Origin of the sequence: Massilia sp. METH4, assembly GCF_037094685.1 — a bacterium.
In the GTDB taxonomy this organism is placed as follows: domain Bacteria; phylum Pseudomonadota; class Gammaproteobacteria; order Burkholderiales; family Burkholderiaceae_D; genus Rugamonas.
In genome coordinates, this window is record NZ_CP146614.1 from 4,515,906 (window position 1) to 4,530,695 (window position 14,790).

A 14,790-nucleotide genomic window follows, 5' to 3' on the forward strand; every position below is an offset into this window, starting at 1 on the left:
CATGGAAGGACGGTCCCGCAGCGTGCGGCTGGCCATCGTGGTGGTGGGCGGCACCGCCGTGGGCATCGACGTGGCAGCCGTGGCGCAGGCATTGCCGCTGCCGGCGGCGCTGGCGCCGCTGCCGCGCCGCGCCGGCGCCCTGGCCGGGGTGGCCGATTGCGATGGCGCGCCGTTGCCCGTGGTCGACCTGGCGCGCTGGGTGGACGTCGGCGTGGCGCCTCCCGGCGCGGGGCCTCCCGGCGCGGTGCGGCGCATCCTCGTGCTGCGCGAAGGCGGCCGCCGGCTCGGCATGCTCGTCGATGCGATCGACGGTTTTGCCGACGTGCCGGCCGGCGCGCTCGCGCGCCTGCATCACGACGACGGTCCCGACGAGGTCTTCCAGGCGATGGTCACGGTACCGTCCACCGGCGCGCTGCTCGGCGTGCTGGAGACGGGTCGGCTGATGGCGCTCGCCCGCGCCTGGATCGATGCCGGCGCCGATGAACCCGGCGGCGATGTGGCCGGCGAAGAGGCGTTGCCTGCGGCGGTGGTGGAGCGCGTGAATTGCGCCGTGCTGCGCGCCGGGAAGGTTCTGCTGGCGCTGCCCACCATGCGCCTGGCCGCGGTGGAGCCGTTGCCGGCGCTCGAACGGATCGGCCCGGGCACCACGGCGTTCTGCGCGTGGCGCGGGCGCCACGTGCCCGTGGTGGACGCGTTGGCGGCGACCGGCCAGGGAAGCCCGGCCGCGCGGCCGCTGCTGGCCGTCGTCGAGGACGCGGGGCGGCTGCTCGGCCTGGCCATCGACGGCGTGCGCGACATGCGCCCGCTGGCGCCGCCCGAGCCCGGCGCCGCGGTGCCGACCGTGTATGACGAAGCGGGCGAGGCGCTGGTGTTCGTGGCGGTCGAGCCGCTGTTCGCGCGCTACCCGGAAACGGCGTTGAGCTGCGCCGGCGGGCAGCCGGGCGCGCGGCGCGACACGCGCGCCGGCAATGCCGCGCCCCTGCTGCTGTTCGATGCCGGTGCCACCCTGGCGATCGCCGCCGCCGCCGTCGAGCAGGTGCTGCCGTTCACCGGGGCCGAAGAGGCGGCGCCCGCCACGATGCCGTGGCAGGGCCGGGCGATCGCCGTCGTGGACCGGCGGCGGGGCGGCGGCCAAGGGCACCTGATGATCGTGCGCCACGGCGCGGCTCACGCGGCCTGCGTGGTCGACGCGGTGCGGTCATTGGTGCCCGCCGGCGCCGGGCGGCTGTTCACGCTGGCTCAGCCGGGCCGGGGCAAGGCGGACTTCGTCGAGGTGGCCGATGGCGAGCGGCAGGGCAGCTACCGCATCGTCGACGCCGAAGAGCTGGCCGGCGCCGGCTGAACGCCCGCGCCGCGCCGTTGCGCGCCTGGTCGAGCGCGCCATGGTTCCTGGAGCGGCCAGCCCCACCGGCTCGGTCAGGTGGGCACGGGCGCACCGTACATCGACTGGCTCCGGCAGCCTGGGCTGGCGATCGGAGCGCCGGGTATTGAGCAATTTGACGACACCTGCGGCGATTGGTCGGCAATTTAATTGACATGTGGAAACTTCGAAGGGAGAATTGTTGGGTAGATCGTTAATTTCGTCAATTCAGTGCCGTTATTCCAGGTGCAGCCATGCTCAAGAAGATCACTCCCGAACAGGTCCGCAAGGGGATGTATGTCCACAAGGTGGGCGCGTCGTGGCTCGATTCGCCGTTCTGGCAGAACGCGTTCCCTGTCGATTCTGCCGATGTGATGGCGAAGATGCGCGCCGCGCGCATCCGGGAGATCTGGATCGATACCGCCCGCGGCCTGGATGTCGCGGAGCCGGCCGAGCCGGTCGCGCCGGCGCGGCCGGCCGCGCCCGAGGCACCGGCGCCATTCCGGTTCGCGCCCGTGCAGTGCGTGTCGACGCGCGACGAGATGCAGCGCGCCACCAAGGTGATCATGCGCGGCAAGGATGCCATGATGACGATGTTTAACGAGGCGCGCATGGGCCGGCTGGGCGATGTGGCGGCCGCGGTGACGCTGGTGGAGGATGTTGCCGCCTCCGTCATGCGCAACCAGGGAGCGCTGATCAACCTGGTGCGCCTGAAGCAGGCCGACGACTATACTTACCTGCACTCGGTGGCGGTGTGCGCCATGATGATCGCGCTGGCCCGGCAACTGGGCTTGCCCGATGCCGAGGTGCGCGACTGCGGGCTGGCCGGCCTGCTGCACGACCTGGGCAAGGTGGCCGTGCCGGCCGCGATATTGAACAAGCCCGGGCGCCTCACCGACGAGGAATTCGAACAGGTGAAGCGCCACCCCGTGGCCGGCTTCGAGGCGCTGGCCGGCTGGCCGGACGTGCCGGCGATCGCGCGCGATGTTTGCCTGCATCATCACGAGCGCTTCGACGGCAGGGGTTACCCGCACCGGCTGGGCGGCCAGCAAATCAGCGTTCACGCGCGCATGGGTGCCGTCTGCGACGTGTACGACGCGATCACGTCGAACCGGCCCTACAAGGCCGGCTGGTGCCCGGCCGAATCGCTGCGGCGCATGGCCGAATGGACGAAGGAAGGGCAGTTCGACCCGATGGTGTTCGCGGCCTTCGTGAAATGCATGGGTATCTATCCGGTGGGCACGCTGCTGCGCCTGAAATCGAGTCGTCTCGGCGTGGTGGTGGACAACAGCAAGTCACTGCTCAAGCCCATCGTCAAGGTATTCTATTCGGCCCGCTCGATGGGGTATATTCCGCCCGAGGAGGTGGACCTGTCGCTGCCCGGCCTGGGCGAAGAGATCGCTGCGCGGGAAGAAGCGGGCAAATGGGGCTTCGGGGACACGAGCCGGTACTGGGTCCATGCCTAGGGCTCGGCGATCCGTCCGCCAAACGTGCGCCGGCTTCGCTATAATCCGCCCGAAGTCCAGCGCCATGCTCGGTCCGGTCTTCGCTGGTTCATGGAGGCTGGATGACGATCGGTAATACGAAGGACGAGCGGGAGCAGTTGCCGCACGATGAAAAGAGCGGCCAGGGCCAGAGCTCGGGCGTGCCCAGCGCGGGCTCGGTCGAGGGCAGCAGCTTCAACCCGCTGGGCGAGCCCGGCATGCGGCACTGGCAGGCCGGGCATATCTCGAAGCCGGGCTTCGACGAGCGCGGCAATATCTTCTTCGCCGCCATCGAGATGACGCGCATGCCGATGGTCGTCACGGACCCGAACCAGCCGGACAATCCGATCGCCTTCGTCAACCGGGCTTTCCTCGACCTTACGCTGTACAAGGAGGAAGAGGTGTTGGGCCGCAACTGCCGCTTCCTGCAAGGCGAGCAGACCGACCCGAACACCATCGAGGAGATCCGCATCGCGCTGCGCGAGCAGCGGGCCGTGGCCGTCGACGTCCTGAACTACAAGGCCGACGGTCGTCCGTTCTGGAATGGCCTGTACATCGGCCCCGTGTTCGACGAAGGCGGCAAGCTGCTGTATTTCTTCGCTTCGCAGATGGATATCACGCGGCGCCGCGTGTCCGAACAATCGTACCTGCAGGCGCAAAAAATGGAGGCGATCGGCCAGCTGACGGCCGGCCTGGCGCACGACTTCAACAACTTGCTGCAGGTTATCGGCGGCAATCTCGAACTGGCTGCCGGGGCGCTGGACAATCCTGCCACCGTGGAGCAGGCCGTCGACCGTGCCCGGCTGGCCACCGAGAAGGCGGGCAAGCTCACGCAGCAGCTGCTCACGTTCGCGCGCAAGCAGCGGCTGGAGCCGAAGCGGCTGAACCTCAATTCCCTCGTGGTGGAGTTCAGCGAAATGCTGGTGCGCACGCTGGGGGAAAAGGTGGACCTGCACCTGGACCTGAAACCGGGCCTGCCATCCTGCACGCTCGACCCCACGCACATGGAAATGGCGCTGTTGAACGTGTTGATCAACGCGCGCGACGCGATGCCCGGCGGCGGCAAGGTGGCCATCGCCACCTCGATCCTCGATGACGCCGAGCGCATCGAGCGGCACCGGCTGGAGCCGGGCCGCTACGTGGTGCTGTGCATCATCGACGAGGGCGAGGGCATGTCGCCCGAGGTGGCGGCGCGGGCCACGGAACCGTTCTTCACCACCAAGGGCCCGGGCACGGGCCTGGGGCTGGCGATGGTGCACGGCTTCGTGCAGCAGTCGCACGGCCGGCTGGAGATCGAGAGCGCGCCGCAGCGGGGCACCACGATCCGCATGATCTTCCCGCAGGCGGCCCAGTCGGGGCTGGAAATCCTCGCCGAGCGCAAGGGGCAGGGCGCGGCCCGATGGACGCCCGAAGCCATCCTGGGCAAGCGCACCATCCTCGTGGTGGACGACAGCGACGAGGTGCGCGAGCTGGCCGAGAACCACCTGCGCGGCAGCGGCTACCGTGTGCTCGGCGCCTCAAGCGGCGAGACGGCGATCGAGCTGATGGACCGCTACGGCGAGATCGACCTGCTGTTCACCGACATCATCATGCCGGGCGGGATGAACGGCCTGCAACTGGCCGAGCGCGTGCGCCAGCGCCAGCCGGACGTGCCGGTGCTGCTGGCCACCGGCTATATCGACCAGCTGCCGACGGCCGTGAGCGACGCGCCGGCGTTCCCGATCCTGGCCAAGCCCTACCGCCTCACCGAACTGGCCGAACGCATCCGCCTCGCCTTGAAAGTGGATATGCGCAGGAGCGCGGCTGCCGGCTTCCAGCACGAGGGCTAGCGCATGGTGCACGTGCTGGTGGTGGACGACGACGAGGCGGTGCGCTATGTGTTCGGCAAGTACCTGGCGCGCGCCGGCTACGCGGTGCGCACGGCCGGCACGGGCGACGAAGCCATTGCAGCCGCGCATGCCGGCCGCGTCGACGTGCTCGTCACCGACCAGCGCATGCCCGGCATGCCCGGCGACGCGCTGATCGGCTGGTTCCGCAGCAACCGCCCCGGCGTGCCGGCGCTGCTCGTAACGGCCTACGCGGGCGAGGTGGCGGCCGGGCTGGCGGGCGTGCGGGTGATGAACAAGCCGGTCTCCGGCAGCGAATTGATCGAGGCGGTACGGAGCGCCGCCGGACAGTCCTGAGCCGGTCGTCAGGCGGGCGCAGGTTCGCCCGTCGCCCGCTCCACGCGGTTCCGGCCATTGCGCTTGGCCACGTACAACGCCGCGTCGGCGCGCCGGATCGCCGCGCCGATGTCCGCCGTGCCTGCAATGTCGGCCACGCCGATCGATACAGTCACATGCAAGCCTTGCGGCCAGGCGAGCAGCGGCAGCCGGTCGCACAGCTGCTGCGCCAGCGCCGCCGCGTTGCCGGCCCCGATGCCGGCGCACAGGATCAGGAATTCCTCGCCGCCCCAGCGCACCAGCTTGTCCGCATCGCGGATCACGGCCTTTGCCGTGGCGGCGAACTGCCTGAGCACCTGGTCGCCCGTCTCATGGCCCCACGTGTCGTTGATGGTCTTGAAGTGATCGAGGTCGATGAACAGCACGGCGTCGAACTGTCCGTGCGCACCACTTTCCTCGTCGGCCACCAGCGCGTCGCGCAAGCCTTGCCGGTTCAGCGCACCCGTCAGCGGGTCGCGGATCACCTGGTCGGCCAGTTGGCGCGATTCGAGCTGCAAGGCGCGGTTGATCACGGTGAGCGTTGCCACGCGCGCCTTCTCGCGCCGCAACTGGTGCCGGTACTGGATCATGCCGAGCGAAAGCCACAGCGCACCATACACGCACCAGGCCCCCAGCAAACCCAGCGCCAGCTCCCGCTCGCTGATCCATTTGCCCTCGAAGCGGACCGCCTTCAGGCGCAGGCGATGCGTGCCCATCTCGCTCAGGCTGCCGGTGTACAGTTCCACGGCCGTCGCATTGTCGATATTTGCGCCGGTGCGCAACAGGGGCACGTGCTGTGCGGAATTCCACCACGCGGCACTGCGATACAGGCCGAGCGGAATGGTGATGGCGCCGCTCTCCGGGAGCGTGAATTCGATCTCGTTCACCTTTTGCGTGCGGTAGTCCGCCACCGTCGAGAAGCCGCGCTCGAAGTTGCGGATATAGCCGCGCAGCGAGTGCTCGCCGGGACCGGTGTGGTCGAGTTCGATCGTCACGCGGTCGTACACCGAGAGATCGACGCCGGATTCCCCCTCGCCGAGCAGGATGTGGTAGCCGCAGTAGGGCCAGGCGTACGCGCCTTTCGCCAGCGTGCAGGTAAGGTCCAGGCCGTCGCGCCGTGCCAGCTCGGCGCGCGAGATGCCGCCATCGCCGCGGTCGTCGCGCGCCTCGATCGCATGGCCGCTGTCCGCCGACAGTTCCAGTACGCGCACCATGCCGTACCGGTGCCACCACAGCAGGGCGGCCGTCAGCACGATCATTGCCACGGTGAGGTAATGCATGCCTTGCGCACCGAAGTGCGAGCCCGCCGCGCGCATGCTGCCTCCACCTGTCGTCATGACTGCCTTGAATATGGCCGCGTCGCGCCCGGAGGTGCGACCGGCCAGCCCGAGGATCAACGGTAGCATGAACGAAGTTACCGGACAATACAGGGCGTTGTTTCAGGGCACCAAATTAGTGCATCAACGGCCGCGCACCACCTGCAGTTTCGTTTTCTTGCCTTGGCGATAAGTGAACAAGGTCATGGCCGCGTCGCGCAGGTCGCCCTTCGCATCGAAGGCGATCGTGCCCGTGATGCCCTCATGGCGCACCTTCGCGAGCGCCGGCAGGAATTGCGCGGGCAAGGTCGATTGCGCCTGCCGCATCGCGGCGGCGAACGTCATCACGGCGTCGTAGGCATAGGGGGCATAGGTTTCGACCGGCAGCTCGAAGCGCTCGCGGTAACGCTCCGTGAAGGCGGCGTGGCTCGCTTCCTGGGGGCCGTCGATGCCGCCGGCCACCACGCATACCACCTGGTCGTCGGCCAGCGCGTCGCCGGCGAGCACGGGCAAGCGCTCGGAGCAGATGCCGTCTCCGGACACGAATTTCGCTCCGATACCCAGCGTCTTCATCTGCTTGAGCATCGGGCCGGCCACCGCGTCCATGCCGCCGAAGAAGATCGCGTCCGGCTTTTTCGCGCGGATCTGTGTGAGGATCGCGTTGAAGTCCACCGCCTTGTCGTTGGTGAATTGGCGGCTGACGATCGCGGCTTGCCCACCGGCCGCGCGCACGCTCTTGGCGAATTCGTCCGCGAGGCCCTGGCCGAATGCCGTGCGGTCGTCGATGATGGCGATCCGCCTGGCCTTGAGCGTGCGCAGCGTGTACGTGGCCAGCGTGCGGCCGATCAGGCCGTCGTTGGCCACCACGCGAAATGCCGTCCTGAACCCCTGGTTCGTGTAGACAGGCGTAGTGGCGGCCGGCGAGATCTGCGGGATGCCGGCGCGGGCATAGATCTTCGAGGCCGGCACCGTGGTGCCCGAATTGTGGTGGCCGACCACGGCGGCCACCTTCGCGTCGACGAGCTTCTGGGCGACGGCCGTGCCGGCCTTCGGGTCGCCGCCATCGTCTTCCGGCATCAGCACCCACGTGACCTTCCTGCCGGCGATGACGATGCCCTGGGCGTTCAGGTCGTCGATCGCCATGCGTGCGCCGTTTTCCACGTCCTTTCCCTGGTGCGCCGTGGGGCCGGACAGCGGCGCGGCGGTGCCGATCTTCACGACGGTCTGGGCGGATGCGCCCGCGGCAAGCAGCGCGGGCGCGAGCAGGAAGGCAAGGGTGGCAAGGCGGAAAGGCATGGCGGCTCTCGTGATGGGATCGACCGATTGTAATGTCGAGCTGCCGGGCGCGGCGCGCGCCATCTTCCGTGCCGGCGGCGAAGGCGCGATAATGCGGGCCTGACGAGGAGAAGCAACGCCATGCAAGAACTGATGCAACAACTGGTCCGCCTGTACTTGCCGGTGGGCGCGCCGCCGCCGGCCGAACCGGGCACCGCCGATGCAGTGCGGGAGGGCGGCGTGCGCGCCATCGTCATTCCATTCGAACTGAAAGGGGAGGGCGACGGCGCCCGGCAATGGGAGCGCCTGTGCGAGGTGGCCAACGCCTTGCAGGCGGAACTCGGCCTCCCCGCGCCGGCCGTGAGCGTGTCCGGCGCGACCGGCTTCCGGCTCTGGCTGTCGTTCGCGCAGCCGGTGCCGGTGGACCGGGCGCAGCGCTTCCTCGCGTTGCTGCGCGCGGCCTATTTCAGTGACGCGAAACTGCCGGAGCAGGGCGTGCGCGCGCCGCTGGAGCTGCCGCCGCGCCTCCACCCGGCAACCGGCAAATGGGCCGCCTTCATCCACCCCGGCATGGGCGCGGCGTTCGCCGACGAACCGGCGCTGGAGATCGCGCCGCCGGCCGCCGCCCAGGCCGCGCTGCTGCAGGACCTGCGATCGATCACGCCGGCGCAGCTCCAGCAGGCGCTGGACGTGCTGGAGCGCGAACCGGTGCAGCCGCCATCGGTTCAGCCGCCAAGCGTGCAGCCGGCGCCGCGCTCCACGCCAGCCGTGGACGGGGTGCCGCCCGACCTCCTGCTGAAGGATGCAACGCTGGAGGATATCGTGCGCTTCCTGCACGCAAATAATATCGAGCCGACGTTCCGGCACCTGATCGGGCGGGACTGAAGCCGCCCGCCAGGTCAGCTTTCCGGGTCGTGGTGGAACTCGCGCAGCTCTTGCGCGCAGCGGCAGGATGCGGCCAGCTTCGCGGCCCACTGCACCGCCGCTTCCCTCGAAGGGAGTTCGAGCACGCAGAAGCCGCCGTCGAACTCCCTGGTCCGCGGATAGGTTTCGTTGGTACAGCTGCCGTCCGCCGCGACCATCGCGGGCGCGACCGCGGCATTGATGCCGCCGCCGAAGACGTAGACGCCGGCGGCCTTGGCTTCGCGGATCACGGCGTGCGATGCCTCGCGGACGGCGGGCATGTCCGCGGCGGGGACGTTCATCGCATCGGCGGGAAAGGAAATGAGGTACTTGGTCATCGTTCGTTGCTCCTTGTGACTCTTCACGTAGAGGCATGGCAACCGGACAGCCGCTGCTGTCCTTGCCCTTGTTGCGCTCGATTTCCAGCGCCATCCGTACTCCTCCGGTTGCAATTCTGGCCCAAAAGCCGTCCCCCGTGTGCCGTTTGATGGCCCGGCATCGGCGGCTGCGCGCCGCCGATGCCGGGCATCTTGGCCGTGCGGACCCTGCTGCCCGGCCCTGGAGGCTCGCCCTAGTGGGCGAGGTATTCCGTGGTGGAAGCGACGGTTGCGTAGGCGAATGCCAGTGCCGCCATCTGTGCCGCATGCACCTGCGCGGCGGGCACGACCTGGCCGCCGAACTCCAGGTCGCGCGTGGCGCAGGCGTCGTGCAGCACCGTGGTGCGGTAGCCGAAGTCGGAAGCGGCGCGCGCGGCCGCGTCGATGCACATATGGCTCATCGCGCCCACGATCGTCACCGCCTCGATGCCGCGCTCGTCGAGCACGCGCTTCAGGTCCGTCTCCAGGAAGGCGTTCGGATGGTTCTTGACGATGACGGTTTCATCCCCTTGCGGCGCTACATCGGCGTGGATCCGCACGCCGTCCGTGCCCGGCACGAAGAATGGCGCGCCCGGCTGGGAGGCTTCATGCCGCACATGGATCACCAGTTCGCTCCGTTCGCGGGCGGCCGCGATGGCGCGGGCTGCGTTGGCCAGGGCAGTGTCGATGCCGGCGAGGGGCAGTTTCCCGGTCGGCAGGTATTCGTTCTGGAGATCGACGACGATCAATGCTTGCTTGCTCATGGTGCTTGCCTCGATATTCTGTGGTTGGCGGGGTGCCCATCACCCCGTTGCGGCATTCTCGCCGGGCGGCCCGGCCCTCACGAGCCGGACGAGGGCCAGATGTCGACGCATTCGGGCCAACCCTCGTGTATGCTGTGGCCCGCCTCCAACGCCCGCACGCCGCCATGAACATCACCCTGGGACCGCTGGTCTTCAACGCCGTACACCTGCTGTTCGCGCTGTCGTTTCTCGTCGCGCTCGCGATCGGCCACTGGCATGGCCGGCGCAAGGGCGTGAACGCGGCGGGCGTGCTGGCCGACATGCTGTTGGTCTGCCTGGTAGTGGCCCGGCTGGCCTTCGTGGCGGCCTGGTTCGACCAGTACGCCAGGGAACCGCTGTCCATCCTCGACATCCGCGACCAGGGCTTCATGATGTGGCCGGGCCTCGTGGGGGCGGCGCTGTACGGAGCCTGGCGGGTGACGCGCAAGCGGGCGCTGGCCGAGCCGTTGGCGGCAAGCGTGATTGCAGGCTCCCTGGCGTGGTTCATGTCCGGCGCTTCTTCCGTCGCCACGATGGGCGAGCAGCAAGCCGTTCCGGCCGTGGCGCTGACGGCGATGGACGGCAGCGCCGCAACGCTGGCGCAGGTGGCGGCGCGCAAGCCGCTGGTCGTCAACCTGTGGGCCACGTGGTGCCCGCCGTGCCGCCATGAGATGCCGGTGCTCGCGCAGGCGCAGCGCGATCATCCCGAAGTCGCCTTCGTGTTCGTCAACCAGGGCGAGGCGGCCGGCACGGTCGCCGCCTACCTGGGGCGTGCCGGCCTGCAGCTGGACCATTCGCTGCTCGACCAGCCGAAGGCGCTCGGCCAGAGCGTCGGTTCGCTGGCCCTGCCGACCACGTTCTTCTATGACGAGCGGGGGCGGCTGGCCGACACGCATATCGGCATGCTGTCGGCGGCGACGCTGCGGGCGAAGCTGGCGGCGATCGAAGGGAAGAACTGATCGAGGCGTCGTCGGTAGCATGCGCGACGGCGCGCCGGCACCCGTGCGGCGGTCGTGTTCTCCGCCGGGCTGGACGCGCCGGGCGAGGGCGGCCTGCCGCTGCGCCAGGCGATGCTCGACCATTTCCGCGCCAGCGGCCTGGCGGAGGTCGTCGGCACGGCATTGCCGGACAATGTGCGCATGCTGGCGCTGGCACGCGCCTCCGGCTTCGAGGTGACCCGCGACGACGACGTGGTGCGGTTGCGCCTCGTGCTGCGGCCGGAGACGGCACAGGGCCACGAAGCGCCGGGCCCTGCGTAACGCCAACGCGCAGGGCTTAGAGCGCCTAACAAAACCCGCAGGGCAAGGCGCGGCGTTGAAGACAGTACACCTGTACGGCGAGACGCTGCAACGCAGCCATGGGGGTTTTGTTAGGCGCTCTTAGGCAGCCGGCGGCCCGCAATGGTCCCGCTCCGGCGGCGCAGACGCGGCCATCACGTGGTCTCCATCCAGGTCCACGCGCTGGTTCAGAATCTCGATCCGGCCGCCGGCATCGCGCACTTCGTACAACTTGCCGCGCGCGTTCTTGAACGGCCGGTGCACGACCAGCATGCGCTTGCCATCGAAGGTGTCGAACAGCATGCCGTGCCCGGAATCGCGCCGCACGATCGGCTCCAGCTGTTCCCAAGGTCCGGCCAGCTTGCCGGATGGCGAGCGGGCCACCGATTGCACGTAGCCATTCCTGTCGTAGCTGGACCACAGCATCAGCAGGCTGCCATCGTTCGACGCATACAGTTGCGGGCCGTCGGTCACGTACACATTCGTCTTCGCGGGCGTGCCGTTCGGTGCCACCGGACGCTGGCCGTTCGACCAGGGCGCGCTCGATGCCTTGAACAGCAGCGCCGGCGGGCCGGCCGGCTTCAGGTTCTTCGTCAGCGGCAGCGCCTCGATCGTGCCGTCACCTGTCTGTATCCATTCATGCGCGTATACGTAGGACGGGTTGCCTTGCTTGTCCACGTACAGCGTGCCGTCCAGCGTCATCAGGTCCCGCGGTGCCACTGGCTCGCCGCCGTTGGCCACGGTGAACGGCCCATCCGGCGTATCGGCCACCGCCATCACGGTGCCGCGCCGGTAGGCCGGCCAGCCGGAGTCGGACGGTTTGTCCAGTGCGGCGCCTTCGTTGTGCAGGGTGGTGAACAGGTAGTACTTGCCGCGCCACGTGTGCACCTCCGGCGCCCAGGCGCCGCCATTGGCCCAGCCGCCTGCCGGCAGCTTGAACACGACCTTCGGCTTCGCCCATGTCTTCAGGTCGCGGCTCGTGTAGGCCATGATGCCGGTGCCGCATTCGCCGCTCACCGAGGGCACGTTCGACGTGTACAGGTAATAGGTCTTGCTGGCCTGGTCGGCGACCACGTAAGGGTCGTGCAGCGGCATGTGGGGCATGGTGAGCTCGCCGGCGAGGGCGGGCAGTGCCAGCGCGGCCAGCATGGGCGCCAGGGCGAGGGGGCGGGTCTTCATATCGTCTCCGGGGCAATCGACGGCCGAGTGTAGCCGCTCGCGCCGTGGTGCGCATCCGGTGGACGGCATTCGATCAACGTGTTGATCCGTGCCGTCGAAATGAAAAAAGCCGGTGCAGGGCACCGGCTTTCGGGTAATGCGGGAAACGATCAGATCGCCCGGCGAACCATCAGTTCCTTGATCTTGCCGATGGCCTTGTTCGGGTTGAGGCCCTTCGGGCAGACGTCCACGCAATTCATGATCGAGTGGCAGCGGAACAGGCGGTACGGATCTTCCAGGTTATCCAGGCGCGCAGCTGTAGCTTCGTCGCGCGAGTCGGCGATGAAGCGGTAGGCTTGCAAGAGGCCAGCCGGGCCCACGAACTTGTCCGGGTTCCACCAGAACGACGGGCAGGACGTGGAGCAGCAGGCGCACAGGATACATTCGTACAAGCCGTCGAGCTCTTCGCGCTCGGCCGGGGTCTGCAGGCGTTCCTTCTCCGGCGGAATCGAGTCGTTGATCAGGAACGGCTTGATCGAATCATATTGCTTGAAGAATTGCGTCATGTCCACGATCAGGTCGCGGATCACGGGCAGGCCAGGCAGCGGGCGCAGGATGATCGGTTCGGTCAGCTCATTGAGGTTCGTCGTGCAAGCCAGGCGGTTCTTGCCGTTCACGTTCATCGCGTCGGAACCGCACACGCCTTCACGGCACGAGCGGCGCAGGGCCAGCGAATCGTCCACGTCGGACTTGATGCGCTGGATCGCGTCCAGCAGCATCTTGTCGGTGTCCTTCAGCTCGACCGTCAGGTCTTGCATGTACGGCTTTTCATCCTTGTCCGGATCGTAGCGGTAGATCTTGAATTTGAGAGTGCGTGCCATGTTGTAAGGCCCTTGCTTAGAAAGTACGTGCTTTTGGCTTGAAGGTTTCCACCGTCAGCGGCTTGGTGACGACTGGCTTGTACTCCAGGCGGCAGCCTTCGGAGAACCACAGCGTGTGCTTCATCCAGTTTTCGTCGTCGCGGTTCGGGAAGTCGCTGTGCGCGTGCGCGCCGCGCGATTCCTTGCGCGCCACGGCCGACGTGATGGTCGCCTTGGCCGTCTCGATCAGGTTGTCCAGTTCCAGCGCTTCGACGCGGGCGGTGTTGAACACCTTGGACTTGTCCTTGAACGACACGTGCTTGCGGCGTTCGTCCAGCTTCATGATCTCGTCGAAACCTTGCTTGAGCAGGTCGTCGGTACGGAACACGCCGCAGTATTTCTGCATCGTGGCGCGGATGTCGTTCGCCACGCCCTGCACGCGCTCGCCGCCGGTCGACGTTTCGAGGCGGTTCAGACGGTCCATCGCAAAGTCGCCGGCATCCTTCGGCAGGTCCTTGTGTTCCTTCTGCTTGAGGTTCGATGCCACCACGTGGTTGCCGGCCGCGCGGCCGAACACCACCAGGTCCAGCAGCGAGTTCGTGCCCAGGCGGTTCGCGCCGTGCACCGACACGCAGGCGCATTCGCCGATCGCGTACAGGCCGTTGACCACTTTCTGCGAACCGTCGCCGCTTGGCACCACGACCTGGCCGTGGATGTTCGTCGGGATACCGCCCATCTGGTAGTGGATGGTCGGCACGACAGGGATCGGTTCCTTCGTCGCGTCGACGTTGGCGAACTTGTGGCCGATTTCCAGGATCGACGGCAGGCGCTTCTCGATCGTCTCCTTGCCGATGTGGCGCAGGTCGAGCAGCACGTGGTCCTTGTTCGGGCCCACGCCGCGGCCTTCCTTGATTTCCTGGTCCATCGAGCGGGACACGAAGTCGCGCGGCGCCAGGTCCTTCAAGGTCGGCGCATAGCGCTCCATGAAGCGTTCGCCCTGCGAGTTGATCAGGATGCCGCCTTCGCCGCGCACGCCTTCGGTGATCAGGACGCCCGCGCCGGCCACGCCGGTCGGGTGGAACTGCCAGAACTCCATGTCCTGCAGCGGCAGGCCGGCGCGTGCCGCCATGCCCATGCCGTCGCCGGTGTTGATGAACGCGTTGGTCGATGCTGCGAAGATCCGGCCGGCACCGCCGGTGGCGAAGATCGTCGTCTTCGCCTGCAGGATCATCACGTCGCCCGTTTCCATTTCGAGCGCGACCACGCCGATCACGTCGCCTTCGGCGTCGCGGATCAGGTCCAGCGCCATCCACTCGACGAAGAAGTGGGTACGCGCACGCACATTACGCTGGTACAGCGTGTGCAGCAGCGCATGGCCGGTACGGTCGGCCGCGGCGCAGGCGCGCTGCACGGCCTTCTCGCCGAAGTTCGCGGTGTGGCCGCCGAACGGGCGCTGGTAGATCGTGCCGTCGGGGTTGCGGTCGAACGGCATGCCGAAGTGTTCGAGCTCGTAGACGACCTTCGGTGCCTCGCGGCACATGAATTCGATCGCGTCCTGGTCGCCCAGGTAGTCGCCACCCTTCACGGTGTCGAACATGTGCCAGAACCAGTTGTCCTCGGCCATATTGCCCAGCGATGCGCCAATGCCGCCCTGCGCCGCCACGGTGTGCGAGCGGGTCGGGAATACCTTCGACAGCACGGCCACGTTCAGGCCAGCTTCCGCCAGTTGCAGGGAGGCGCGCATGCCGGAACCGCCGGCGCCGACGATCACCGCGTCGAAGCGGCGGACAGGGAGGGAAGATTTGATTGCTGCCACGA

At 68.0% G+C, this 14,790-nt stretch carries 14 protein-coding genes; 7 read left to right on the plus strand and 7 right to left on the minus strand.

The features are described from left to right. The first annotated feature begins 1 nt into the window (after window position 1). From V6Z91_RS19885 to V6Z91_RS19900, 4 genes are all read left to right on the plus strand, one after another. Complete coding sequence (locus V6Z91_RS19885) at window positions 2-1,342, plus strand: chemotaxis protein CheW (protein WP_338760112.1); 1,341 nt, start codon at window positions 2-4, stop codon at window positions 1,340-1,342. 272 nt (window positions 1,343-1,614) lie between these two features. Beyond that, window positions 1,615-2,826: an HD-GYP domain-containing protein gene (locus V6Z91_RS19890; protein WP_338760115.1), complete on the plus strand. Its 1,212-nt coding sequence runs from the start codon at window positions 1,615-1,617 to the stop codon at window positions 2,824-2,826. Between the two features lie 101 nt (window positions 2,827-2,927). Next, on the plus strand, window positions 2,928-4,673 hold the full coding sequence (locus tag V6Z91_RS19895; protein ID WP_338760118.1) for a histidine kinase famiy protein: 1,746 nt from the start codon (window positions 2,928-2,930) through the stop codon (window positions 4,671-4,673). Between the two features lie 3 nt (window positions 4,674-4,676). After that, window positions 4,677-5,027, plus strand: coding sequence for a response regulator (locus V6Z91_RS19900; protein ID WP_338760121.1), 351 nt, complete (start codon window positions 4,677-4,679; stop codon window positions 5,025-5,027). Window positions 5,028-5,035: 8 nt separating this feature from the next. Here the strand turns inward: V6Z91_RS19900 and V6Z91_RS19905 are convergent, their stop codons facing one another. Then, a complete protein-coding gene (locus V6Z91_RS19905; protein ID WP_338760123.1) occupies window positions 5,036-6,382 on the minus strand; it encodes a GGDEF domain-containing protein in 1,347 nt (448 codons plus the stop codon). A gap of 123 nt (window positions 6,383-6,505) precedes the next feature. Beyond that, entirely contained in the window at window positions 6,506-7,657 is a 1,152-nt protein-coding gene (locus V6Z91_RS19910) for a branched-chain amino acid ABC transporter substrate-binding protein (protein ID WP_338760126.1), read from the minus strand. A 120-nt stretch (window positions 7,658-7,777) separates the two neighbouring features. On the opposite strand from V6Z91_RS19910, the gene V6Z91_RS19915 reads away from it, so the two are divergent. Beyond that, entirely contained in the window at window positions 7,778-8,521 is a 744-nt protein-coding gene (locus tag V6Z91_RS19915) for a hypothetical protein (protein ID WP_338760129.1), read from the plus strand. A 14-nt stretch (window positions 8,522-8,535) separates the two neighbouring features. Here the strand turns inward: V6Z91_RS19915 and V6Z91_RS19920 are convergent, their stop codons facing one another. After that, the gene (locus V6Z91_RS19920) at window positions 8,536-8,877 is read right to left on the minus strand and encodes a YciI family protein (RefSeq protein WP_338760132.1); all 342 of its coding nucleotides are present in this window, start codon (window positions 8,875-8,877) and stop codon (window positions 8,536-8,538) included. A gap of 233 nt (window positions 8,878-9,110) precedes the next feature. Next, a complete protein-coding gene (locus V6Z91_RS19925) occupies window positions 9,111-9,659 on the minus strand; it encodes a cysteine hydrolase family protein (RefSeq protein ID WP_338760135.1) in 549 nt (182 codons plus the stop codon). Window positions 9,660-9,823: 164 nt separating this feature from the next. On the opposite strand from V6Z91_RS19925, the gene V6Z91_RS19930 reads away from it, so the two are divergent. Next, window positions 9,824-10,636 carry a TlpA disulfide reductase family protein gene (locus tag V6Z91_RS19930; protein ID WP_338760138.1) on the plus strand — a complete coding sequence of 271 codons (813 nt, stop codon included), beginning with the start codon at window positions 9,824-9,826 and terminating at the stop codon, window positions 10,634-10,636. Window positions 10,637-10,690: 54 nt separating this feature from the next. Further along, a complete protein-coding gene (locus V6Z91_RS19935; protein ID WP_338760141.1) occupies window positions 10,691-10,936 on the plus strand; it encodes a hypothetical protein in 246 nt (81 codons plus the stop codon). 120 nt (window positions 10,937-11,056) lie between these two features. On the opposite strand, the gene V6Z91_RS19940 is transcribed toward V6Z91_RS19935, so the two are convergent. The 3 genes from V6Z91_RS19940 to sdhA form a co-directional block, all read right to left on the minus strand. Next, window positions 11,057-12,133 carry a glycoside hydrolase family 43 protein gene (locus V6Z91_RS19940; RefSeq protein ID WP_338760144.1) on the minus strand — a complete coding sequence of 359 codons (1,077 nt, stop codon included), beginning with the start codon at window positions 12,131-12,133 and terminating at the stop codon, window positions 11,057-11,059. Window positions 12,134-12,282: 149 nt separating this feature from the next. Beyond that, window positions 12,283-12,993, minus strand: coding sequence for a succinate dehydrogenase iron-sulfur subunit (locus V6Z91_RS19945; protein WP_338760147.1), 711 nt, complete (start codon window positions 12,991-12,993; stop codon window positions 12,283-12,285). A 16-nt stretch (window positions 12,994-13,009) separates the two neighbouring features. Then, a complete protein-coding gene (sdhA, locus tag V6Z91_RS19950) occupies window positions 13,010-14,788 on the minus strand; it encodes a succinate dehydrogenase flavoprotein subunit (RefSeq protein WP_338760150.1) in 1,779 nt (592 codons plus the stop codon). Between the last annotated feature and the right edge of the window lie 2 nt (window positions 14,789-14,790).

Excerpts from the sequence above, each read along its gene's own strand:
- V6Z91_RS19905 (WP_338760123.1), bottom strand. The coding sequence starts at position 6,382 with ATGACGACAGGTGGAGGCAGCATGCGCGCGGCGGGCTCGCACTTCGGT.
- V6Z91_RS19890 (WP_338760115.1), top strand. The coding sequence starts at position 1,615 with ATGCTCAAGAAGATCACTCCCGAACAGGTCCGCAAGGGGATGTATGTC.
- V6Z91_RS19920 (WP_338760132.1), bottom strand. The coding sequence starts at position 8,877 with ATGACCAAGTACCTCATTTCCTTTCCCGCCGATGCGATGAACGTCCCC.
- V6Z91_RS19925 (WP_338760135.1), bottom strand. The coding sequence starts at position 9,659 with ATGAGCAAGCAAGCATTGATCGTCGTCGATCTCCAGAACGAATACCTG.
- V6Z91_RS19900 (WP_338760121.1), top strand. The coding sequence starts at position 4,677 with ATGGTGCACGTGCTGGTGGTGGACGACGACGAGGCGGTGCGCTATGTG.
- V6Z91_RS19885 (WP_338760112.1), top strand. The coding sequence starts at position 2 with ATGGAAGGACGGTCCCGCAGCGTGCGGCTGGCCATCGTGGTGGTGGGC.
- V6Z91_RS19940 (WP_338760144.1), bottom strand. The coding sequence starts at position 12,133 with ATGAAGACCCGCCCCCTCGCCCTGGCGCCCATGCTGGCCGCGCTGGCA.
- V6Z91_RS19945 (WP_338760147.1), bottom strand. The coding sequence starts at position 12,993 with ATGGCACGCACTCTCAAATTCAAGATCTACCGCTACGATCCGGACAAG.
- V6Z91_RS19895 (WP_338760118.1), top strand. The coding sequence starts at position 2,928 with ATGACGATCGGTAATACGAAGGACGAGCGGGAGCAGTTGCCGCACGAT.
- V6Z91_RS19910 (WP_338760126.1), bottom strand. The coding sequence starts at position 7,657 with ATGCCTTTCCGCCTTGCCACCCTTGCCTTCCTGCTCGCGCCCGCGCTG.
- V6Z91_RS19915 (WP_338760129.1), top strand. The coding sequence starts at position 7,778 with ATGCAAGAACTGATGCAACAACTGGTCCGCCTGTACTTGCCGGTGGGC.
- V6Z91_RS19930 (WP_338760138.1), top strand. The coding sequence starts at position 9,824 with ATGAACATCACCCTGGGACCGCTGGTCTTCAACGCCGTACACCTGCTG.